This window comes from Pantoea sp. R13S299 (genome assembly GCF_048515925.1).
GTDB lineage: Bacteria > Pseudomonadota > Gammaproteobacteria > Enterobacterales > Enterobacteriaceae > Pantoea.
The window spans coordinates 665,006-679,843 of the sequence record NZ_JBLYEF010000001.1 but is presented as its reverse complement, the minus strand read 5'-3'; the positions used below and the strand labels follow the sequence as shown (position 1 = coordinate 679,843).

The window sequence follows — 14,838 nt, the reverse complement described above, 5'->3', positions numbered from 1 at the left end:
TTACAGCGGTTTCGCCATAAAGAGGTTGATTTTGCTCTGTTATCGCAGCGGTCAACAAACTGTACAGGCGGCTTCAGCCGCCGATCCGGTCACGCATCTGACAGGCCGGTTTGCCCTGTGGGGTAATCTCTTCCATACTTTTTACGCGCCCGAAAACAGGATGAATTGATTCATTCTGTTAAACAGTCAACCTCTGAACACGGGAGATCAGGATGAAGCTCTATATCTATGACCACTGCCCTTTCTGCGTAAAAGCGCGAATGATTTTTGGCCTGAAAAATAAGCCGGTTGAGCTGGTGGTGATGCTCAACGACGATGAAGAGACGCCGAAACGACTGATTGGTCAGAAAATGGCACCGATTCTGCAAAAGCAGGATGGCAGTGCGATGCCTGAGAGCATGGAGATCGTGCATTACGTCGATCAGCTGGATCGCGAACCGCTGATCACCGGCGCACTGAACCCGGCGATTGGCGAGTGGCTGCGTCACATGAACAGCTACGTGAATAAGCTGCTGTTGCCGCGCATTGCAGACGCCGCGTTTGCCGAATTCGCCACCCCGGAGGCGCGTGACTATTTCCGCACTAAAAAGCAGGCCAGCATCGGTGATTTCGGGACGCTGAAAAGTCACTCAGCCGGGCTGATTAAAAATGTCAGCCAGGATCTGCGCAAGCTGGACAAGTTAATCGAACAACCTAATGCGGTAAACGGCGAGCTGTCGGAAGATGATTTCAATCTCTTCCCGTTGCTGCGCTCGCTGACGCTGGTGGCCGGTATCGACTGGCCCGCACGGGTCGCTGACTACCGCGATAATATGGCCAAACAGACCCAGGTCAATCTGCTCTCCTCGATAGCCCACTAATCCTGCCCCGATGAGAGACGCTGCGGCGTTTCTCATCTCTTTCCTGATGACACCCGCCACGCATTCAGGCAGGCTATGCCCTGTTTACTGGCTCTGATATTCAGGATAAAGATCGATGAAAAAGGCATTTTTCGGGCTGACGGCCCTGTTGATCGCGCTGCTGGTGAGCGGCTGTAATCAACTGACGCAATACACTATCAGCGAACAGGAAGTGAATCAGGCGCTGCAGAAGCACAACAACTACGAGAAAGATATTGGCGTCTCCGGACTGGTTAACGCGCACATTGTGCTGAACAACCTGACCAGTCAGATTGGCCGCGAAGAGCCGGGTAAAGTGACACTCTCCGGCAACGCAAAAATCAACGTGACCTCGCTGTTTGGCCCGCAGCAGGCCGATATGCAACTGAAGATGCGTGCTCAGCCGGTCTATGACCAGCAGCAGGGCGCCATCTATCTGCGCGATCTGGAGATTGTTGATGCGCAGGTTGCGCCGGAAAAAATGGCCTCCATCATGAAGACGCTGACCCCTTATCTGAATCAGTCGCTGAAAAGCTATTTCGATCAGACCCCGGCTTACGTCCTGAGTGCTGACCGCAGCAAAGGCGAGTCGCTGGCGAAGAAGTTTGCCAAAGGGCTGGAAGTGAAACCCGGCGAACTGGTCATTCCCTTCACGCAGTAACTCCAATCTCCGCGCCCCTGGCGCGGATTTTCATTACCGGCATAAAAAGCAGGTGCAAACGGTTGCCTGAATCCTTATGCTTAGACCCCGGCCAAAACACGCCTTTTGTTTCCCTTCTGCCGGAGCTTCACTGATGACAGCACAACCTCAGCAACTTACCCTGCGTCGCCCTGACGACTGGCATATTCATCTGCGTGACGATGAGATGCTCAAAACGGTCCTGCCCTATACCAGCGCGGTGAATGGTCGTGCCATTGTGATGCCTAACCTGGTGCCGCCGGTGACCAGCGTAGCGGCAGGTGAAGCGTACCGCGATCGCATCCTGGCGGCGCTGCCTGCCGATCACGCCTTTACGCCGCTGATGACCTGCTATCTGACCGACTCGCTGGATCCTGATGAGCTTGAGCGCGGCTTTACCGCGGGTCTGTTTACCGCGGCTAAGCTCTATCCGGCACACGCCACCACCAACTCCAGCCATGGCGTGACCAATATCGCGTCGATCGCCCGCGTGCTGGAGCGGATGCAGAAGCTCGGTATGCCACTGCTGATCCACGGTGAAGTGACCGATGCGCATATCGACATCTTTGACCGCGAAGCCCGGTTTATCGAAACGGTGATGGTGCCGCTGCGCAGCCAGTTTCCGGCACTGAAAGTGGTGATGGAGCACATTACGACGCAGGACGCCGCTGACTATGTCGCTGATGCTGATGAGACGCTGGGCGCGACCATTACGCCGCAGCATCTGATGTTTAACCGCAACCACATGCTGGTGGGCGGGATTCGTCCACACCTCTACTGCCTGCCGATTCTTAAACGCAACGTGCATCAGGAGGCGCTGCGCAAAGTAGTGGCGAGCGGAAATCCTCGCTTCTTCCTCGGCACCGACACCGCGCCGCATCTGCGTCATCTCAAAGAAGCCAGCTGCGGCTGTGCCGGCGTCTTTAATGCGCCGACGTCGTTGCCCGCTTACGCTACCGTATTTGAAGAGCTGAACGCGCTGGCGCATTTTGAAGCGTTCTGTTCTGAAAATGGCCCGCGTTTCTACGGCCTGCCGCTGAATGAAGGGACGATTACGCTGGTGCGTGAACCCTGGCAGGTGCCAGAGTCAATTGCACTCGGCAGCCACTCACTGGTGCCATTCCTGGCAGGTGAAACCCTGAACTGGCGCATCGCATAATTTTACTTGCCTCCGGCCCATCGATACTGTAAATATATACAGCATCTTAACCGGAGGCTATTATGCGCGTTGAAATTACCGTATCCAATACCCGACCTCTTCCTGCTGGCGCGATTGAAGCGTTAAGCGATGAATTATCGCGCCGCATTGATGAACAGTTCCCTGACTCGACCAATCACGTCAAGGTACGTTACGCCAGTGCCAACAATCTCAGCGTGCTGGGCGGTGGAAAAGAGACGCGCGACCAGATCAGCGAAATCCTGCAGCAGACGTGGGAAAGCGCTGATGACTGGTTCATTACTGATTAACCGCCACTGTGCTTTTTTTCCGGGTGTCGCCACCCGGTTTTTTTATCTTTTCTCCCCTCTCGCACTTCCCTCTCTCTGCATCTAGACTCTGAATGATCAATGCCCTATCCTTGCGCTCGTCACGCATAACAGGAGGTGCGCACCATGACTACTGATAAACCGGAAGAGGCGATGACCTTTGGTGAGTTGTTAGCACTGATTGGTGATCAAAAGCGTCGTTTAACGGTGCTGGAAAATGCTTTTTCCAGTCTGATTTTCTGTCTTGACGATCGTGCCAGTCAGCTGCTGGTGCACAATCTGTCGCTGGAAGCCCAAAATCAAAACCATGATGAGCAGCTTCAGCAGCACTTTGCCCGTCTGGCAGAAACATTGCAGAAACGCGGCGGCGGTATTGTGCCGGAAGCCCCGACACTCTGAGCACGCTCACGCGGCTTAACCCGCGTTTTGCCGGCCCATTGAATAGTGATTAGAATGCCTGCCCGCCAGGCATTTTATTTTTTCCCCCCCGCCTTTCAAACGCAAATATTCTGTGAGAAGCTGACTCACGGCCTTTTTAAAGCAGTGACTCCCTGGTTTACTGTTATAATTGTTTCGCTATTGGAATAAAAAAGCCGCATTGAACCTCACCATGCACTTCGTTTAACGAGTAATAAGGAGGTTATAATGGACAGAAGAAAAGACGTTATTCAGACTCATCCGCTGGTGGGCTGGGATATCAGTACCGTTGATAGCTATGACGCCATGATGATCCGCCTGCACTCGCTGTCGTCGCAGGATCAAAAAGAAGAAGAAGCGGATGTTGGCCCGACTTACTGGCTGACAACGGATGTGGCAAGGCAGTTTATCTCGATTCTCGAAGCGGGCATCGCCAAGATAGAATCAGCCGAGCAGATAGAACGACTCCTCAATAAGCATTAATTTCTGCCGCATCAAAGAGGCGCCCTCAGGGGTGCCTTTTTCGTTTCTGTTTCTGGTATGCTTTTGATTATCTGACTCTTAGAGCGTAGTTACCATGATTTATGATCTTATCGTCGTCGGCAGCGGCTCAGTGGGCGCAGCCGCAGGCTACTATGCCACTCAGGCGGGTTTGTCGGTACTCATGATCGACAGCGCCCATCCTCCCCACAATCAGGGCACGCATCATGGCGAGAGCCGGCTGATTCGTCACGCCTATGGTGAAGGCGAACGCTATGTTCCCCTGGTCCTGCGGGCGCAGACGCTGTGGGATGAGCTGGAACAGCGTGCCGGTGAACGCATCATGCATCGCAGCGGCGTACTCAACCTTGCGCCGATTCAGTCGCCTTTTATTCAGAACGTTATCGACAGCGCCTCACGCTGGCAGCTCAACATCGAGGTGATGCAGCCCGATGAAGTGCGCAAGCGCTGGCCGCAAATCAACGTACCTGAAGGTTATCTGGGCGTCTTTGAGCCGGAGTCCGGTTATCTAAAGTGTGAGCAGGCCGTTCGCAGCTGGATTCAGCTTGCGGAACAGGCGGGCTGTGCGCAGCTGTTTAACTGCCCGGTCACTGAACTGGGTCGTGATGGCGATCTGCAGCAGGTCACCACCCTGGATGGTATCTACCGGGGCCGCAAAATGCTGGTCAGCGCCGGCACCTGGGTCGGTAAATTAGTCCCTGACCTGCCGGTCGCCCCAACGCGTAAAGTGTTTGCCTGGTATCAGGCTGATGGTCGCTACAGCGAAAACAATAAGTTTCCCGGCTTTACCGTGGAAATGGCGGATGGCAGCCAGTTTTATGGCTTCCCGGCGGATAACAACGCCCTGAAAGTGGGTCGTCATGATGGCGGTCAGCTGATGCAGCAGCCGGAGGATCGTAAACCTTTTGGCGCGGTAGCGGCCGATGGCAGTGAAGCCTTTGGTTTCCTCCGTCATTTTTTACCCGGCGTGGGTGTCTGTCTGCATGGCGAAGCCTGCAGCTACGATTTCAGCCCGGATGAAGACTTCATTATTGATACTCTGCCGGGTGAACCCGATCGCTTATTAATTACCGGACTCAGCGGACACGGGTTTAAATTTGCCAGCGTATTAGGCGAACTGGCTGCGGAATTCGCTCAGAATAAATCGTTCTCCTTTGACCTGACGCCTTTCCGCCTTTCACGCTTCTGACTCTGATAACGGGTGGCATCAGGACGGTGCCGCCCGACTGACATTAACTGACGGGAACTGAACGATACTGACATAACAGCGCTGTTTTATTTGACCCTTAGGGTTAATTGCCGCTCTTTTTAGTTGACGAGCCTCCCGCCCCTGATAACTCATTCAGTAATATTGCGCATCTCCCGCCCTTTTTATTCAACCGTTTCACAATAGAAATTAAAACTTATAGAAGCGTAAGGACGATTGCTTTTATATTTCATAATGTGGATGCTTATTTCAGATTATTTCTTATGAAAACCACATTATGTTATTACGCAATTTACCTCATCAGTTTGGACTGGTTGCCGTGCTGCTGCACTGGTCAATGGCGCTGGCGATCTATGCCATGTTTGCGCTGGGATTATGGATGACAGGACTGGGCTACTACGATAGCTGGTACCACGACGCACCGGAAATTCATAAAAGCATTGGCGTGATTCTGTTGCTGACGCTGATTGTTCGCCTGGTGTGGCGTGTTATTTCACCGCCGCCCAAACCGCTGAGCAGTTATTCCCCGCTGGTGCGCATCAGTTCGGTGGTGGCGCACCTGTTGCTGTATACCCTGCTGCTGGCCATTCTGATCAGTGGCTATCTGATTTCCACCGCCGATGGCAAACCGATCGCTGTATTTAACTGGTTTACCCTGCCCGCGCTGTTCAGCGGTGCAGGCGAACAGGCTGACCTTGCCGGCGACATTCACCTCTGGCTGGCCTGGACGGTTGTGGTCCTGTCAGTGCTGCATGGTCTGGCTGCGCTAAAACATCACTTTATCGATCACGATATCACCTTAAAACGGATGTCAGGTTTACGCATCCCTTCTCCCTCTGAAAAGGATCAATAATATGTTCAAGAAGACTCTGCTGGCGATGACCGGTGCCAGCCTGCTGCTCGGCTCAATGACGGCCAATGCCGCAGACTACAAAATCGATAAAGAAGGCCAGCACGCCTTTATTCAGTTCCGTATTCAGCATCTGGGTTACAGCTGGCTCTACGGCACCTTTAAAGATTTCGATGGCAGCTTCACCTTTGATGAGAAGAATCCAGCCGCAGATAAAGTCGACGTCACGATTAACACCAGTAGCGTCGATACCAACCACGCTGAACGTGACAAGCATCTGCGCAGCGCTGACTTCCTGAACACCAGCAAAAACCCGCAGGCCACGTTCAAATCCACAGAGGTGAAGAAAGAGGGTGATGAGCTGAAAATTACCGGCGATCTTACGCTGAATGGCGTGACAAAACCGGTGACGCTGGAGGCGAAAATGCTGGGTGAAGGTAAAGACCCGTGGGGCGGCTACCGCGCTGGCTTTGAAGCCGAGGGAGAAATTGCGCTGAAAGATTTCAACATCACCAAAGATCTGGGGCCAGCGTCGCAGAAGGTTCAGCTGATGATTTCGGTTGAAGGTGTGCGTCAGTAAAACAATACGCCGCCTGAAGCTGACTTCAGGCGGCCATGATTATTTTTTCACTGGCGAGGGAATGGTCATATTTAACAGGCCACGCGACTTGTTAAAGATTTTGTTGCCATTTTCACGTCCCGCCCGGCGAGCACGCTGCTCTTCCGGAGAGAGTTTTGCCTCTTCCTGACAGATCGGGCTGCAACAGTTCTCAAACTTCTCTGCACAGTTTTTGCACTGAATAAACAGCAGATGACAGCCGTCATTCACGCAATTGACGTGAGTGTCGCAGGGTTCGCCGCACTGATGACAGTTCGACAGCACGTCGTCAGAGATGCGCTCACCCATCCGCTCATCAAACACAAAGTTTTTGCCTTTGAAGCGTACCGGTAAACCCTGCTCACGCGCGCGTCGGGCATATTCAATGATGCCGCCTTCGATGTGATAGACATCCTCAAAGCCGTTATGCCGCATCCAGGCGCTGGCCTTTTCACAGCGGATCCCGCCGGTGCAGTACATCACGATCTTTTTGTCTTTCTTATCCTGCAGCATATCAACGGCCATCGGCAGCTGATCGCGGAAGGTATCAGCGGGCACTTCCAGCGCATTGTCGAAGCGACCCACTTCATATTCGTAGTGGTTACGCATATCCACGAACAGGGCGTCAGGATCGTCCAGCATGGCGTTAACTTCGGCCGCTTTCAGATACTGACCCACGTCGCTGGCATCAAAGCTGTCGTCTTCAATACCGTCCGCGACAATGCGGTCACGCACTTTCAGACGCAATACCCAGAACGATTTCCCATCATCATCCAGCGCAATATTCATGCGCAGGTTGTTCAGCGCCGGATCAAAGCTATACAGCCATGCTTTCATCTTTTCATACTGGCTGGCGGGCACGCTGATCTGCGCATTAATCCCTTCGTGCGCCACATAGACGCGGCCAAACACCTTAAGTGCCGTCAGGCCAAGGTAGAGCGCGTCACGGAATGCTTTAGGATCGGCAATCTGGAAATATTTATAAAAAGAGACAGTAGTGCGCGGCTCAGTTTCAGCCAGCATGCGCGCCTTCAGCTCTTTATTGGAAACGAGGTTATGTAACACTGGCATGGTGTTCTTTCCTGTTATCAATAGGAGAAATTTAGCGGGCACATGATACCTGATTTCACCGGGATGCAAAGGCCAGTGTCAGAATTGAACATTAATTGCTGTTTTTTCCGGCGCCATCTGGATTGTTAACGCCAGCCTGCAGTAGCCTGTTCTGCCAGTGATATTTATACGCACGATAAAAACTGGCACAATAGCCAAAATCAATGAGATATCAGCACCGCACGGTGCGCGACGCAGGAAAATACTCTTTCACATGACCCAGTTGCCTCAGTTTTCACGAGAACTGCTTCACCCGCGCTATTGGCTGACCTGGCTGGGTGTCGCTTCACTTTATCTTTTGGTGCTACTTCCTTATCCCCTGCTCTATGTTCTCGGCTGCAATATTGGTCGTATTGGGATGCGTTTTATGAAGCAGCGCGTCAATATCTCCCGTCGTAATCTGGAATTAAGTTTTCCGGATATGCCGTTCAATGAACGCGAAGCGATGGTTAAGCACAATTTCGAATCGGTTGGCATGGGATTAATTGAAACCGGTATGGCGTGGTTCTGGCCTGACTGGCGCATCAATAAATGGCATAAGCCTTCAGGGCTGGAGCATATTCAGCAGGCGCGCGACAGTCAGCGCGGCGTGCTGCTCATCGGCATGCACTTTCTGACGCTGGAAATTGGTGCGCGCATGTTTGGTATCCACAATCCAGGCATTGGTGTCTATCGCCCTAATGACAACAAATTGATCGACTGGCTGCAGGTTAAAGGCCGCATGCGATCCAACAAAAGCATGCTGGACCGTAAAGATCTTAAAGGCATGATCCGGGCGCTGAAGCACGGCGACATTATCTGGTATGCACCCGATCACGATTATGGCCCACGCAGCAGCGTCTTTGTGCCCTTCTTTGCCGTGGAAAAGGCGGCCACCACGGTGGGAACGCATCTGCTGATCCGCACCGGTAAACCGGCTGTCATTCCTTTCGTGCCGCGTCGTCTGCCTGGCGGTCGCGGCTATGAACTGATGATATTGCCCGACATCAGCGGCGAATTCTCGCTGGAAAGTGATGTCGCGACCGCAGCCAGAATGAATCAGGTGGTTGAAGAAGGTGTGCTGCTGGCACCTGAACAGTACATGTGGCTCCACCGCCGCTTTAAAACCCGCCCCGAGGGCGAACCGTCCCGCTATTAATGTGTTCGCGCTGAATGTCCGCCAGGCATTTAGCGCGTTTTACTCCACTCCCTGCTAAATAAATAGGTCGCGCATTGCTGACTCCGCTTTTAAGCGAAACCGCAGGTCCAGCCATTAATAAACCTCTATATTCATAATATAATTTTTATCTGTCTGAAGTTAAAATCGCTAATCAATTAACAGGCCGGCAGGCGTCATGTAGCCTGTTTCGGATAATATTAATTAATATTGCAGCGACCTTTATTAAATGTGTTATGGCGCTGATTATTCTGCATGCCAGGCCTAATCCTATTTAGCTGCTCTTAACGGTATCTCACCGCTTATGAATCGATAAAAATTAACTTATTTTACAAGCTATTGCCTTGAGAATTTGGCTTATATTCCATTTTACATTTTTTTAACAGCCCGATAGACCGTTATGGAATTTGAAGTCATTTAAGCTTATCGGTAGTTTCTTTCGTGACAGTCAGACGTTTAACGGCTCTGGCCAAAATTATAAAAAGACAACACAGCAAACCTCTAATGGGACAGTTAATATGAACAAAGGTCTCTACTATTACGTCACTATTGGTACCGATCAGGACAATTATCATTTTCTTCATCGTAAGGGGTGCAAACGTATGCCTGACAAAGAAGAGGTCATATTCATCGGCACCTTATATAATCTGAGTCAGGCACTCTCTATCGCCAGAATTAACTTTAAGAAAGTTAAGCCCTGTATAAAATGTTGTATCCGTTACTCAGCCCCCGTGATTCATGACTCCGTTCAACCCGTTCTGCACTTCCCGCAAAAGATGATCTGACCCTGACTGGCGGGAAATGGTTTATTTCCCGCCAGTTGCACTAGCCCGCCCTTTCCCTCCCCTGAATTTCGTCTATCCTTCACTGAAATCCAATGAATCTGCAGTTATTGAACCCGGTAAGGAGAAGATCGATGAGCATGTACAGTACATTAGAGGAAGCGATTGATGCTGCACGTGAAGAGTACCTCGCTAATAACCCTGAGGTAGATGAAGCAGAAGCATCGATCAGCCAGTTTGGCCTGCAGAAGTATGTGATGCAGGATGGCGATATCATGTGGCAGGCTGAGTTTATGGCCGATGAAGGTGAAGCAGGCGAATGTCTGCCCTTCCGCAGCGGTGAAGCCGCACAGGCGATCTTTGATGCTGACTTTGATGAAGTTGAACTGCGTCAGGAGTGGTTAGCGGAAAATACCCTGCACGAGTGGGATGACGGCGAATTCCAGCTTGAGCCGCCGCTGGACACCGAAGAGGGTGAAGCCGCAGCACAAGAGTGGGAAGATGATAACAGCGACTCCGATCGCAGTTACTCGTAAGGACCGTGACTGGCATCCACCGGCAACAACAGGGTGTCAACCACCAGCGACAGCGGTAAATCGAGGATCGTTAAGACCCGCCACCCGCTGTCGCGTACATCCCACTGTACGCCGGGATAGTACTGATTACCGTGCCCCTGCCCGGGGATGGTGCGACTGATAATACTGCCGCATCCGCTTAAGCAGAGCACCCCTGCTGCGACAACTCCAGCCTTTAAGAACGCTTTCACCACTGATATCCGCCATACACAGCCGTTGAGATCGTCACGCGCTACTCGCGGTGACTGCCAGCAAATAATTTATCAGCGAATCGCTGTTTTAATCCGATAAAAAAAGCGGCATCGCTGCCGCTTTTTCAGATTACGCGTTTTTTGCCAGCGCGTTCGGGTTGAGGTTAAGCTTCTGATAACTCTCGACCCACTGATGATACTTGTCCGCATTTTCCCATAGTCGGGTATGGACACGGGCCAGCACCACCGGATCGCTGATCAACTGCAGACGCTGTTCGCGACCCAGTTTATCCGGCGAATCGCTCAGCGCCTGATCCACACGACGGTCACGGGCATAGTCCAGTAACTGGCTCTGGCGGTGGCGCGATGTCGCCAGTGCGGTTGCCAGTGCGTTAAAGGCAGGATGGAACAAGGCATGCATAAAGCCATTTTCCAGCGCACGCTCACGGTTCAGCACCACATAGCGATCGGTATCCACCAGCTCCTGCGGCGGCGAGTACTCTTCCGGGATCAGGAACAGTTTGGCTTTCTTGCTCTTGATACCCAGGGTTGAGCGGCTCGACATCACCGATACAAACGGCGACAGGATCAGTGAGAAGACAATCGGCGCCAGCCACCACAGGAAGTTAAGATCCAGCAGTCCCATACCCGTCGCCCATACCAGACCCAATGCCATCTGCGAACCGTGACGTTTAAACGCCTCGCTCCACGGAGTGGCATCGTCATCACGCTGCGGTGAGTTCCACACGACTTCCCAGCCAAGGAAAGCGCTGACGACGAACACCGTATGGAACAGCATACGCACCGGTGCCAGCAGCACCGAGAACAGCGTTTCCAGCACCAGTGAAGCCAGCAGGCGCAGAGGGCCACCGTAGGCCTTCGATCCTTTAAACCAGATCAGCACTACACTCAGCATCTTCGGCAGGAACAGCAGCACCATGGTGGTGGAGAACAGCGCTATCGCCAGCTCCGGACGCCACTGCGGCCAGACCGGGAACAGCTGCCTCGGTTGCAGGAAGTAAGTCGGTTCCATCAGCGTATGCACCACCTGTAAGGCAGTGGATAGCGCCAGGAACATAAACCACAGCGGAGCCGACAGGTAAGACATAACACCGGTCAGGAACACCGCACGGTGAACCGGGTGCATCCCTTTAACCAGGAACAGGCGGAAGTTCATCAGGTTACCGTGACACCAGCGACGGTCACGCTTCAGCTCATCCAGCAGGTTCGGTGGCAGCTCTTCATAGGAACCCGGCAGGTCATAGGCAATCCAGACACCCCAGCCAGCACGACGCATCAGCGCAGCTTCTACGAAGTCATGCGACATGATCGAACCGGCAAAGGAGCCCTCGCCCGGTAACGGAGCCAGCGCACAGTGCTCAATAAAGGGTTTCACGCGGATAATCGCGTTGTGACCCCAGTAGTGAGACTCGCCCAGCTGCCAGAAGTGCAGACCAGCCGTGAACAGCGGACCATAGACGCGGGTCGCAAACTGCTGACAACGTGCATACAGCGTATCCATACCCGATGCTTTCGGCGACGACTGGATGATCCCGGCATTCGGGTTCGCATCCATCATGCGTACCAGACCGGTGAGACACTCACCGCTCATGACGCTATCGGCATCCAGCACGACCATGTAGCTGTAGTTGCTGCCCCAGCGACGGCAGAAGTCATCGATGTTGCCGCTTTTACGCTTCACACGACGACGACGACGACGATAGAAGATCTTGCCTGCCCCACCGACATCCCGCACCAGTTCCATCCAGGCTTTCTGTTCGGCAATGGCGATATCCGCATCGTAGCTGTCGCTGAGGATGTAGACGTCAAAGTGTTCAGCGTTACCGGTGCGAACCACGGATTCCCAGGTCGCACGTAAACCGGCATAGACACGCTCAACGTCTTCATTACAGATCGGCATAATCAGCGCGGTACGATGTTCCGGATTAAGCGGCTCATCTCCAACCGTTGAATACGAGATACTGTATTTGTCACGTCCAATCAGCAGCTGCAGGAAGCCCATCAGGGCCGTCCAGAAGCCGGCAGAGACCCAGCAGAAGAGTATCGCAAACAGGAACAGGATCCCGGTCTGCAACAGATAAGGCAGGATCTGCATCACTGACTGCTGCCAGTTCTGGTTGATCATCTCCATCGGGTCCAGAAGCGTCCAGCCCTGATAAGGCAGAATACTCTTCATATACCAGGTGGCGACCACGGTCTGGAAAATCGTCAGGATCAACAGAATGTAGCGGCGAATCGAACCCACATGACGCCACTTCTCTTCGGCACGCCGCTCTTCCGCGTTGGTATAACGCGGAATCGTTTTGTGTCCACGCAGTGAGTCCCAGGCACGGGCGACCGGGTTGGTACGCCACGCTTCCGGGAACATCAGTGAGCGTTTGACCTTCGGCATCGCCTTCAGCGTAGTGCGGTCGAGATAATCTTTACCCAACTGCTGACCGTCGGCCAGCGAATCGGGCCAGGCCATTTCAACCCGCGATGAGACCGATTTTAACGGCGCATCATCGGGACGATCACTGGCTGCGACATCCCTTCCCAGCGCATCATGGATGAAGTGGAACTCGCCGGCATTCTGCAATGAGACGCTCAGGCGAGCCTTCCCTGCCGCATCCAGCGGCAGAGATTCCACATAACGTTGAGGTGTAAAAGTCGATTTATTCATTGGCAGGTAACTGATAGCTCCAGGTTTCCGTCAATGTCTTGTCGCCGCTAACCAAGGCCGCACGCATTTCTGTGGACTGCTTGGCATCTTTCACACGCAGACGCAACACCAGACGCCAGCCTTTGGTGACCGGGTTATAACGTACGCTCTGCTCAACCACATCAGCATTTTTACCGACGCTGACCTGCGGTGCCACCTGACTGTTTTCCGCCATCTTGCTCATGTCTTTACCCACGAAGTCGATGGTGAAAGCCACGGTGCCATCCGGCTGACGCACCAGATTAGACTGCTTCACGTCACCCGCTGAACGCAGGGTGTTTTTGACCCAGGCGGTATCATCGGAGTGCAGCTGGTTTTCGTCGCGCGAGAAGTGCAGACGATACTTGAAGTTCATCTCTTTGCCAGGCTCTGGCAGCGTCTCTGGCGTCCAGAACGCAACGATGTTGTCGTTGGTTTCATCAGCCGTCGGGATTTCAACCAGTTCAACCCGGCCTTTACCCCAGTCGCCGATTGGCTCAACCCAGCCGCTTGGACGCAGGTCGTAGCGGTCATCGAGATCCTGATAGTTGTCAAAGTCACGCCCACGCTGCAGCAGACCAAAACCTTTCGGATTCTCGATGGTGAAGGTGCTCACCGCCAGATGACGCGGGTTATTCAGCGGACGCCAAATCCACTCCCCGTTGCCATTATGGATAGAGAGACCATCAGAGTCGTGCAGTGCCGGACGGAAGTTGTTCACCGTTGAAGGCTGGTTCTGACCAAACAGGAACATACTGGTCAGCGGTGCGATACCCAGTTTGCCGACGTTATCACGCAGGTAAACTTTTGACTGCACGTCAACCGTTGACGCTTCACCCGGATGCAGCACAAAGCGATACGCACCCGCCGCACGCGGCGAATCGAGCAGTGCGTAGATCACCAGTTGCTTGTCCTGTGGTTTAGGACGCTGAATCCAGAACTCTTTGAAGCGCGGGAACTCTTCACCGGACGGCAAGGCCGTATCGATGGCAAGGCCACGCGCCGACAGGCCATACACCTGACCGGCACCGATCACACGGAAATAGCTCGCGCCCAGGAAGCTGGCGATCTCATCGTTTTTACCCTTGTTGTTGAGTGGGTAAAGCACTTTGAAACCCGCAAATCCGAGGTTTTTCACCGCTTCCGCGTCATGTTTTACATTACCGAAATTAAAATAATCGGGGTTGTATTTAATCTCGCGCACCGCGCTGCCGGTCACTTCGTTGATCTGCACCGGAGTATCGAAATACATACCCTGATGATAGAACTCCAGCTTGAATGGCGTGCGCAGTTTGCCCCAATACGCTTTATCGTGGTTAAACTGGATCTGCTGGTAATCAGCAAATTTCATTTCACGAAATTGAGAGGGTAAATTGCTTTTAGGCGCTTCGAAGCTTTTCCCTGCCAACGCTTTGGCTTGTTTGGCTACATCATCGATGTTAAACGCCCAACTGTTATTGGCGTACAACGCCAGCAGAACTGCAGTACCAATCCAGCGTACCTTCATCAGTCCGGCTTTATTTTTTTCTTTAGTCAGCACATCCCCCCCTTTCGTGTGCTTAAATCAAACCCGTTTATCTTAAAGGATTATTCGGTTTTCCGACAGCTTATGCGCAACATTGTTCCCGCATTTCGTCTGGCATTACGCTACTTTTAGGACAATTAGACACTACGGATTCCACTGATAGTATACCTGGTTTATCCCAGG

The 14,838-nt window shown here is 52.8% G+C and carries 16 protein-coding genes; 12 read left to right on the top strand and 4 right to left on the bottom strand.

Going from position 1 to position 14,838, the window contains the following annotated elements; all coding sequences use genetic code 11:
* Nucleotides 1-212 precede the first annotated feature (212 nt).
* From grxB to ACN1CO_RS03360, 9 genes are all read left to right on the top strand, one after another.
* Nucleotides 213-860 carry a glutaredoxin 2 gene (gene grxB, locus ACN1CO_RS03400; protein WP_419137669.1) on the top strand — a complete coding sequence of 216 codons (648 nt, stop codon included), beginning with the start codon at nucleotides 213-215 and terminating at the stop codon, nucleotides 858-860.
* Nucleotides 861-975: 115 nt separating this feature from the next.
* The gene (locus ACN1CO_RS03395) at nucleotides 976-1,539 is read left to right on the top strand and encodes a lipoprotein (RefSeq protein WP_419137667.1); all 564 of its coding nucleotides are present in this window, start codon (nucleotides 976-978) and stop codon (nucleotides 1,537-1,539) included.
* A 133-nt stretch (nucleotides 1,540-1,672) separates the two neighbouring features.
* Nucleotides 1,673-2,716 (top strand): dihydroorotase, encoded by a 1,044-nt coding sequence (gene pyrC / locus ACN1CO_RS03390; protein ID WP_419137665.1) that lies wholly within the window; start codon nucleotides 1,673-1,675, stop codon nucleotides 2,714-2,716.
* A gap of 62 nt (nucleotides 2,717-2,778) precedes the next feature.
* Nucleotides 2,779-3,024, top strand: coding sequence for a DNA damage-inducible protein I (dinI, locus tag ACN1CO_RS03385; RefSeq protein WP_003849907.1), 246 nt, complete (start codon nucleotides 2,779-2,781; stop codon nucleotides 3,022-3,024).
* Nucleotides 3,025-3,168: 144 nt separating this feature from the next.
* The gene (locus tag ACN1CO_RS03380) at nucleotides 3,169-3,441 is read left to right on the top strand and encodes a hypothetical protein (protein ID WP_419137662.1); all 273 of its coding nucleotides are present in this window, start codon (nucleotides 3,169-3,171) and stop codon (nucleotides 3,439-3,441) included.
* 246 nt (nucleotides 3,442-3,687) lie between these two features.
* Nucleotides 3,688-3,942 (top strand): biofilm formation regulator BssS, encoded by a 255-nt coding sequence (bssS, locus tag ACN1CO_RS03375; RefSeq protein WP_003849911.1) that lies wholly within the window; start codon nucleotides 3,688-3,690, stop codon nucleotides 3,940-3,942.
* Nucleotides 3,943-4,036: 94 nt separating this feature from the next.
* On the top strand, nucleotides 4,037-5,149 hold the full coding sequence (gene solA, locus ACN1CO_RS03370) for an N-methyl-L-tryptophan oxidase (RefSeq protein WP_419137660.1): 1,113 nt from the start codon (nucleotides 4,037-4,039) through the stop codon (nucleotides 5,147-5,149).
* A 295-nt stretch (nucleotides 5,150-5,444) separates the two neighbouring features.
* Nucleotides 5,445-6,020, top strand: coding sequence for a cytochrome b (locus ACN1CO_RS03365; protein ID WP_419137658.1), 576 nt, complete (start codon nucleotides 5,445-5,447; stop codon nucleotides 6,018-6,020).
* Nucleotide 6,021: 1 nt separating this feature from the next.
* Nucleotides 6,022-6,597 (top strand): YceI family protein, encoded by a 576-nt coding sequence (locus ACN1CO_RS03360; protein WP_419137656.1) that lies wholly within the window; start codon nucleotides 6,022-6,024, stop codon nucleotides 6,595-6,597.
* 39 nt (nucleotides 6,598-6,636) lie between these two features.
* Here ACN1CO_RS03360 and ACN1CO_RS03355 read toward each other — a convergent pair whose 3' ends face one another.
* The gene (locus ACN1CO_RS03355) at nucleotides 6,637-7,686 is read right to left on the bottom strand and encodes a rhodanese-related sulfurtransferase (protein ID WP_419137654.1); all 1,050 of its coding nucleotides are present in this window, start codon (nucleotides 7,684-7,686) and stop codon (nucleotides 6,637-6,639) included.
* A gap of 253 nt (nucleotides 7,687-7,939) precedes the next feature.
* On the opposite strand from ACN1CO_RS03355, the gene ACN1CO_RS03350 reads away from it, so the two are divergent.
* From ACN1CO_RS03350 to ACN1CO_RS03340, 3 genes are all read left to right on the top strand, one after another.
* The gene (locus ACN1CO_RS03350) at nucleotides 7,940-8,863 is read left to right on the top strand and encodes a Kdo(2)-lipid IV(A) acyltransferase (RefSeq protein WP_419137652.1); all 924 of its coding nucleotides are present in this window, start codon (nucleotides 7,940-7,942) and stop codon (nucleotides 8,861-8,863) included.
* Between the two features lie 536 nt (nucleotides 8,864-9,399).
* On the top strand, nucleotides 9,400-9,666 hold the full coding sequence (locus ACN1CO_RS03345; RefSeq protein ID WP_255434135.1) for a hypothetical protein: 267 nt from the start codon (nucleotides 9,400-9,402) through the stop codon (nucleotides 9,664-9,666).
* A gap of 131 nt (nucleotides 9,667-9,797) precedes the next feature.
* Entirely contained in the window at nucleotides 9,798-10,199 is a 402-nt protein-coding gene (locus tag ACN1CO_RS03340) for a MysB family protein (RefSeq protein ID WP_419137650.1), read from the top strand.
* Here ACN1CO_RS03340 and ACN1CO_RS03335 read toward each other — a convergent pair.
* The 3 genes from ACN1CO_RS03335 to ACN1CO_RS03325 all read right to left on the bottom strand — a co-directional run bounded on the left by ACN1CO_RS03335 (nucleotide 10,190) and on the right by ACN1CO_RS03325 (nucleotide 14,640).
* Nucleotides 10,190-10,429, bottom strand: a complete 240-nt coding sequence (locus ACN1CO_RS03335) for a YceK/YidQ family lipoprotein (protein WP_419137648.1) — start codon at nucleotides 10,427-10,429, stop codon at nucleotides 10,190-10,192. The genes ACN1CO_RS03340 and ACN1CO_RS03335 overlap by 10 nt on opposite strands.
* Before the next feature lie 130 nt (nucleotides 10,430-10,559).
* Complete coding sequence (gene mdoH, locus ACN1CO_RS03330) at nucleotides 10,560-13,112, bottom strand: glucans biosynthesis glucosyltransferase MdoH (protein ID WP_419137646.1); 2,553 nt, start codon at nucleotides 13,110-13,112, stop codon at nucleotides 10,560-10,562.
* Entirely contained in the window at nucleotides 13,105-14,640 is a 1,536-nt protein-coding gene (locus ACN1CO_RS03325) for a glucan biosynthesis protein G (protein ID WP_175501468.1), read from the bottom strand. The genes mdoH and ACN1CO_RS03325 overlap by 8 nt, the downstream gene beginning before the upstream one ends.
* Between the last annotated feature and the right edge of the window lie 198 nt (nucleotides 14,641-14,838).

Coding starts and splice junctions, on each gene's coding strand:
- grxB (WP_419137669.1), top strand. CDS start 213: ATGAAGCTCTATATCTATGACCACTGCCCTTTCTGCGTAAAAGCGCGA.
- ACN1CO_RS03395 (WP_419137667.1), top strand. CDS start 976: ATGAAAAAGGCATTTTTCGGGCTGACGGCCCTGTTGATCGCGCTGCTG.
- pyrC (WP_419137665.1), top strand. CDS start 1,673: ATGACAGCACAACCTCAGCAACTTACCCTGCGTCGCCCTGACGACTGG.
- dinI (WP_003849907.1), top strand. CDS start 2,779: ATGCGCGTTGAAATTACCGTATCCAATACCCGACCTCTTCCTGCTGGC.
- ACN1CO_RS03380 (WP_419137662.1), top strand. CDS start 3,169: ATGACTACTGATAAACCGGAAGAGGCGATGACCTTTGGTGAGTTGTTA.
- bssS (WP_003849911.1), top strand. CDS start 3,688: ATGGACAGAAGAAAAGACGTTATTCAGACTCATCCGCTGGTGGGCTGG.
- solA (WP_419137660.1), top strand. CDS start 4,037: ATGATTTATGATCTTATCGTCGTCGGCAGCGGCTCAGTGGGCGCAGCC.
- ACN1CO_RS03365 (WP_419137658.1), top strand. CDS start 5,445: ATGTTATTACGCAATTTACCTCATCAGTTTGGACTGGTTGCCGTGCTG.
- ACN1CO_RS03360 (WP_419137656.1), top strand. CDS start 6,022: ATGTTCAAGAAGACTCTGCTGGCGATGACCGGTGCCAGCCTGCTGCTC.
- ACN1CO_RS03355 (WP_419137654.1), bottom strand. CDS start 7,686: ATGCCAGTGTTACATAACCTCGTTTCCAATAAAGAGCTGAAGGCGCGC.
- ACN1CO_RS03350 (WP_419137652.1), top strand. CDS start 7,940: ATGACCCAGTTGCCTCAGTTTTCACGAGAACTGCTTCACCCGCGCTAT.
- ACN1CO_RS03345 (WP_255434135.1), top strand. CDS start 9,400: ATGAACAAAGGTCTCTACTATTACGTCACTATTGGTACCGATCAGGAC.
- ACN1CO_RS03340 (WP_419137650.1), top strand. CDS start 9,798: ATGAGCATGTACAGTACATTAGAGGAAGCGATTGATGCTGCACGTGAA.
- mdoH (WP_419137646.1), bottom strand. CDS start 13,112: ATGAATAAATCGACTTTTACACCTCAACGTTATGTGGAATCTCTGCCG.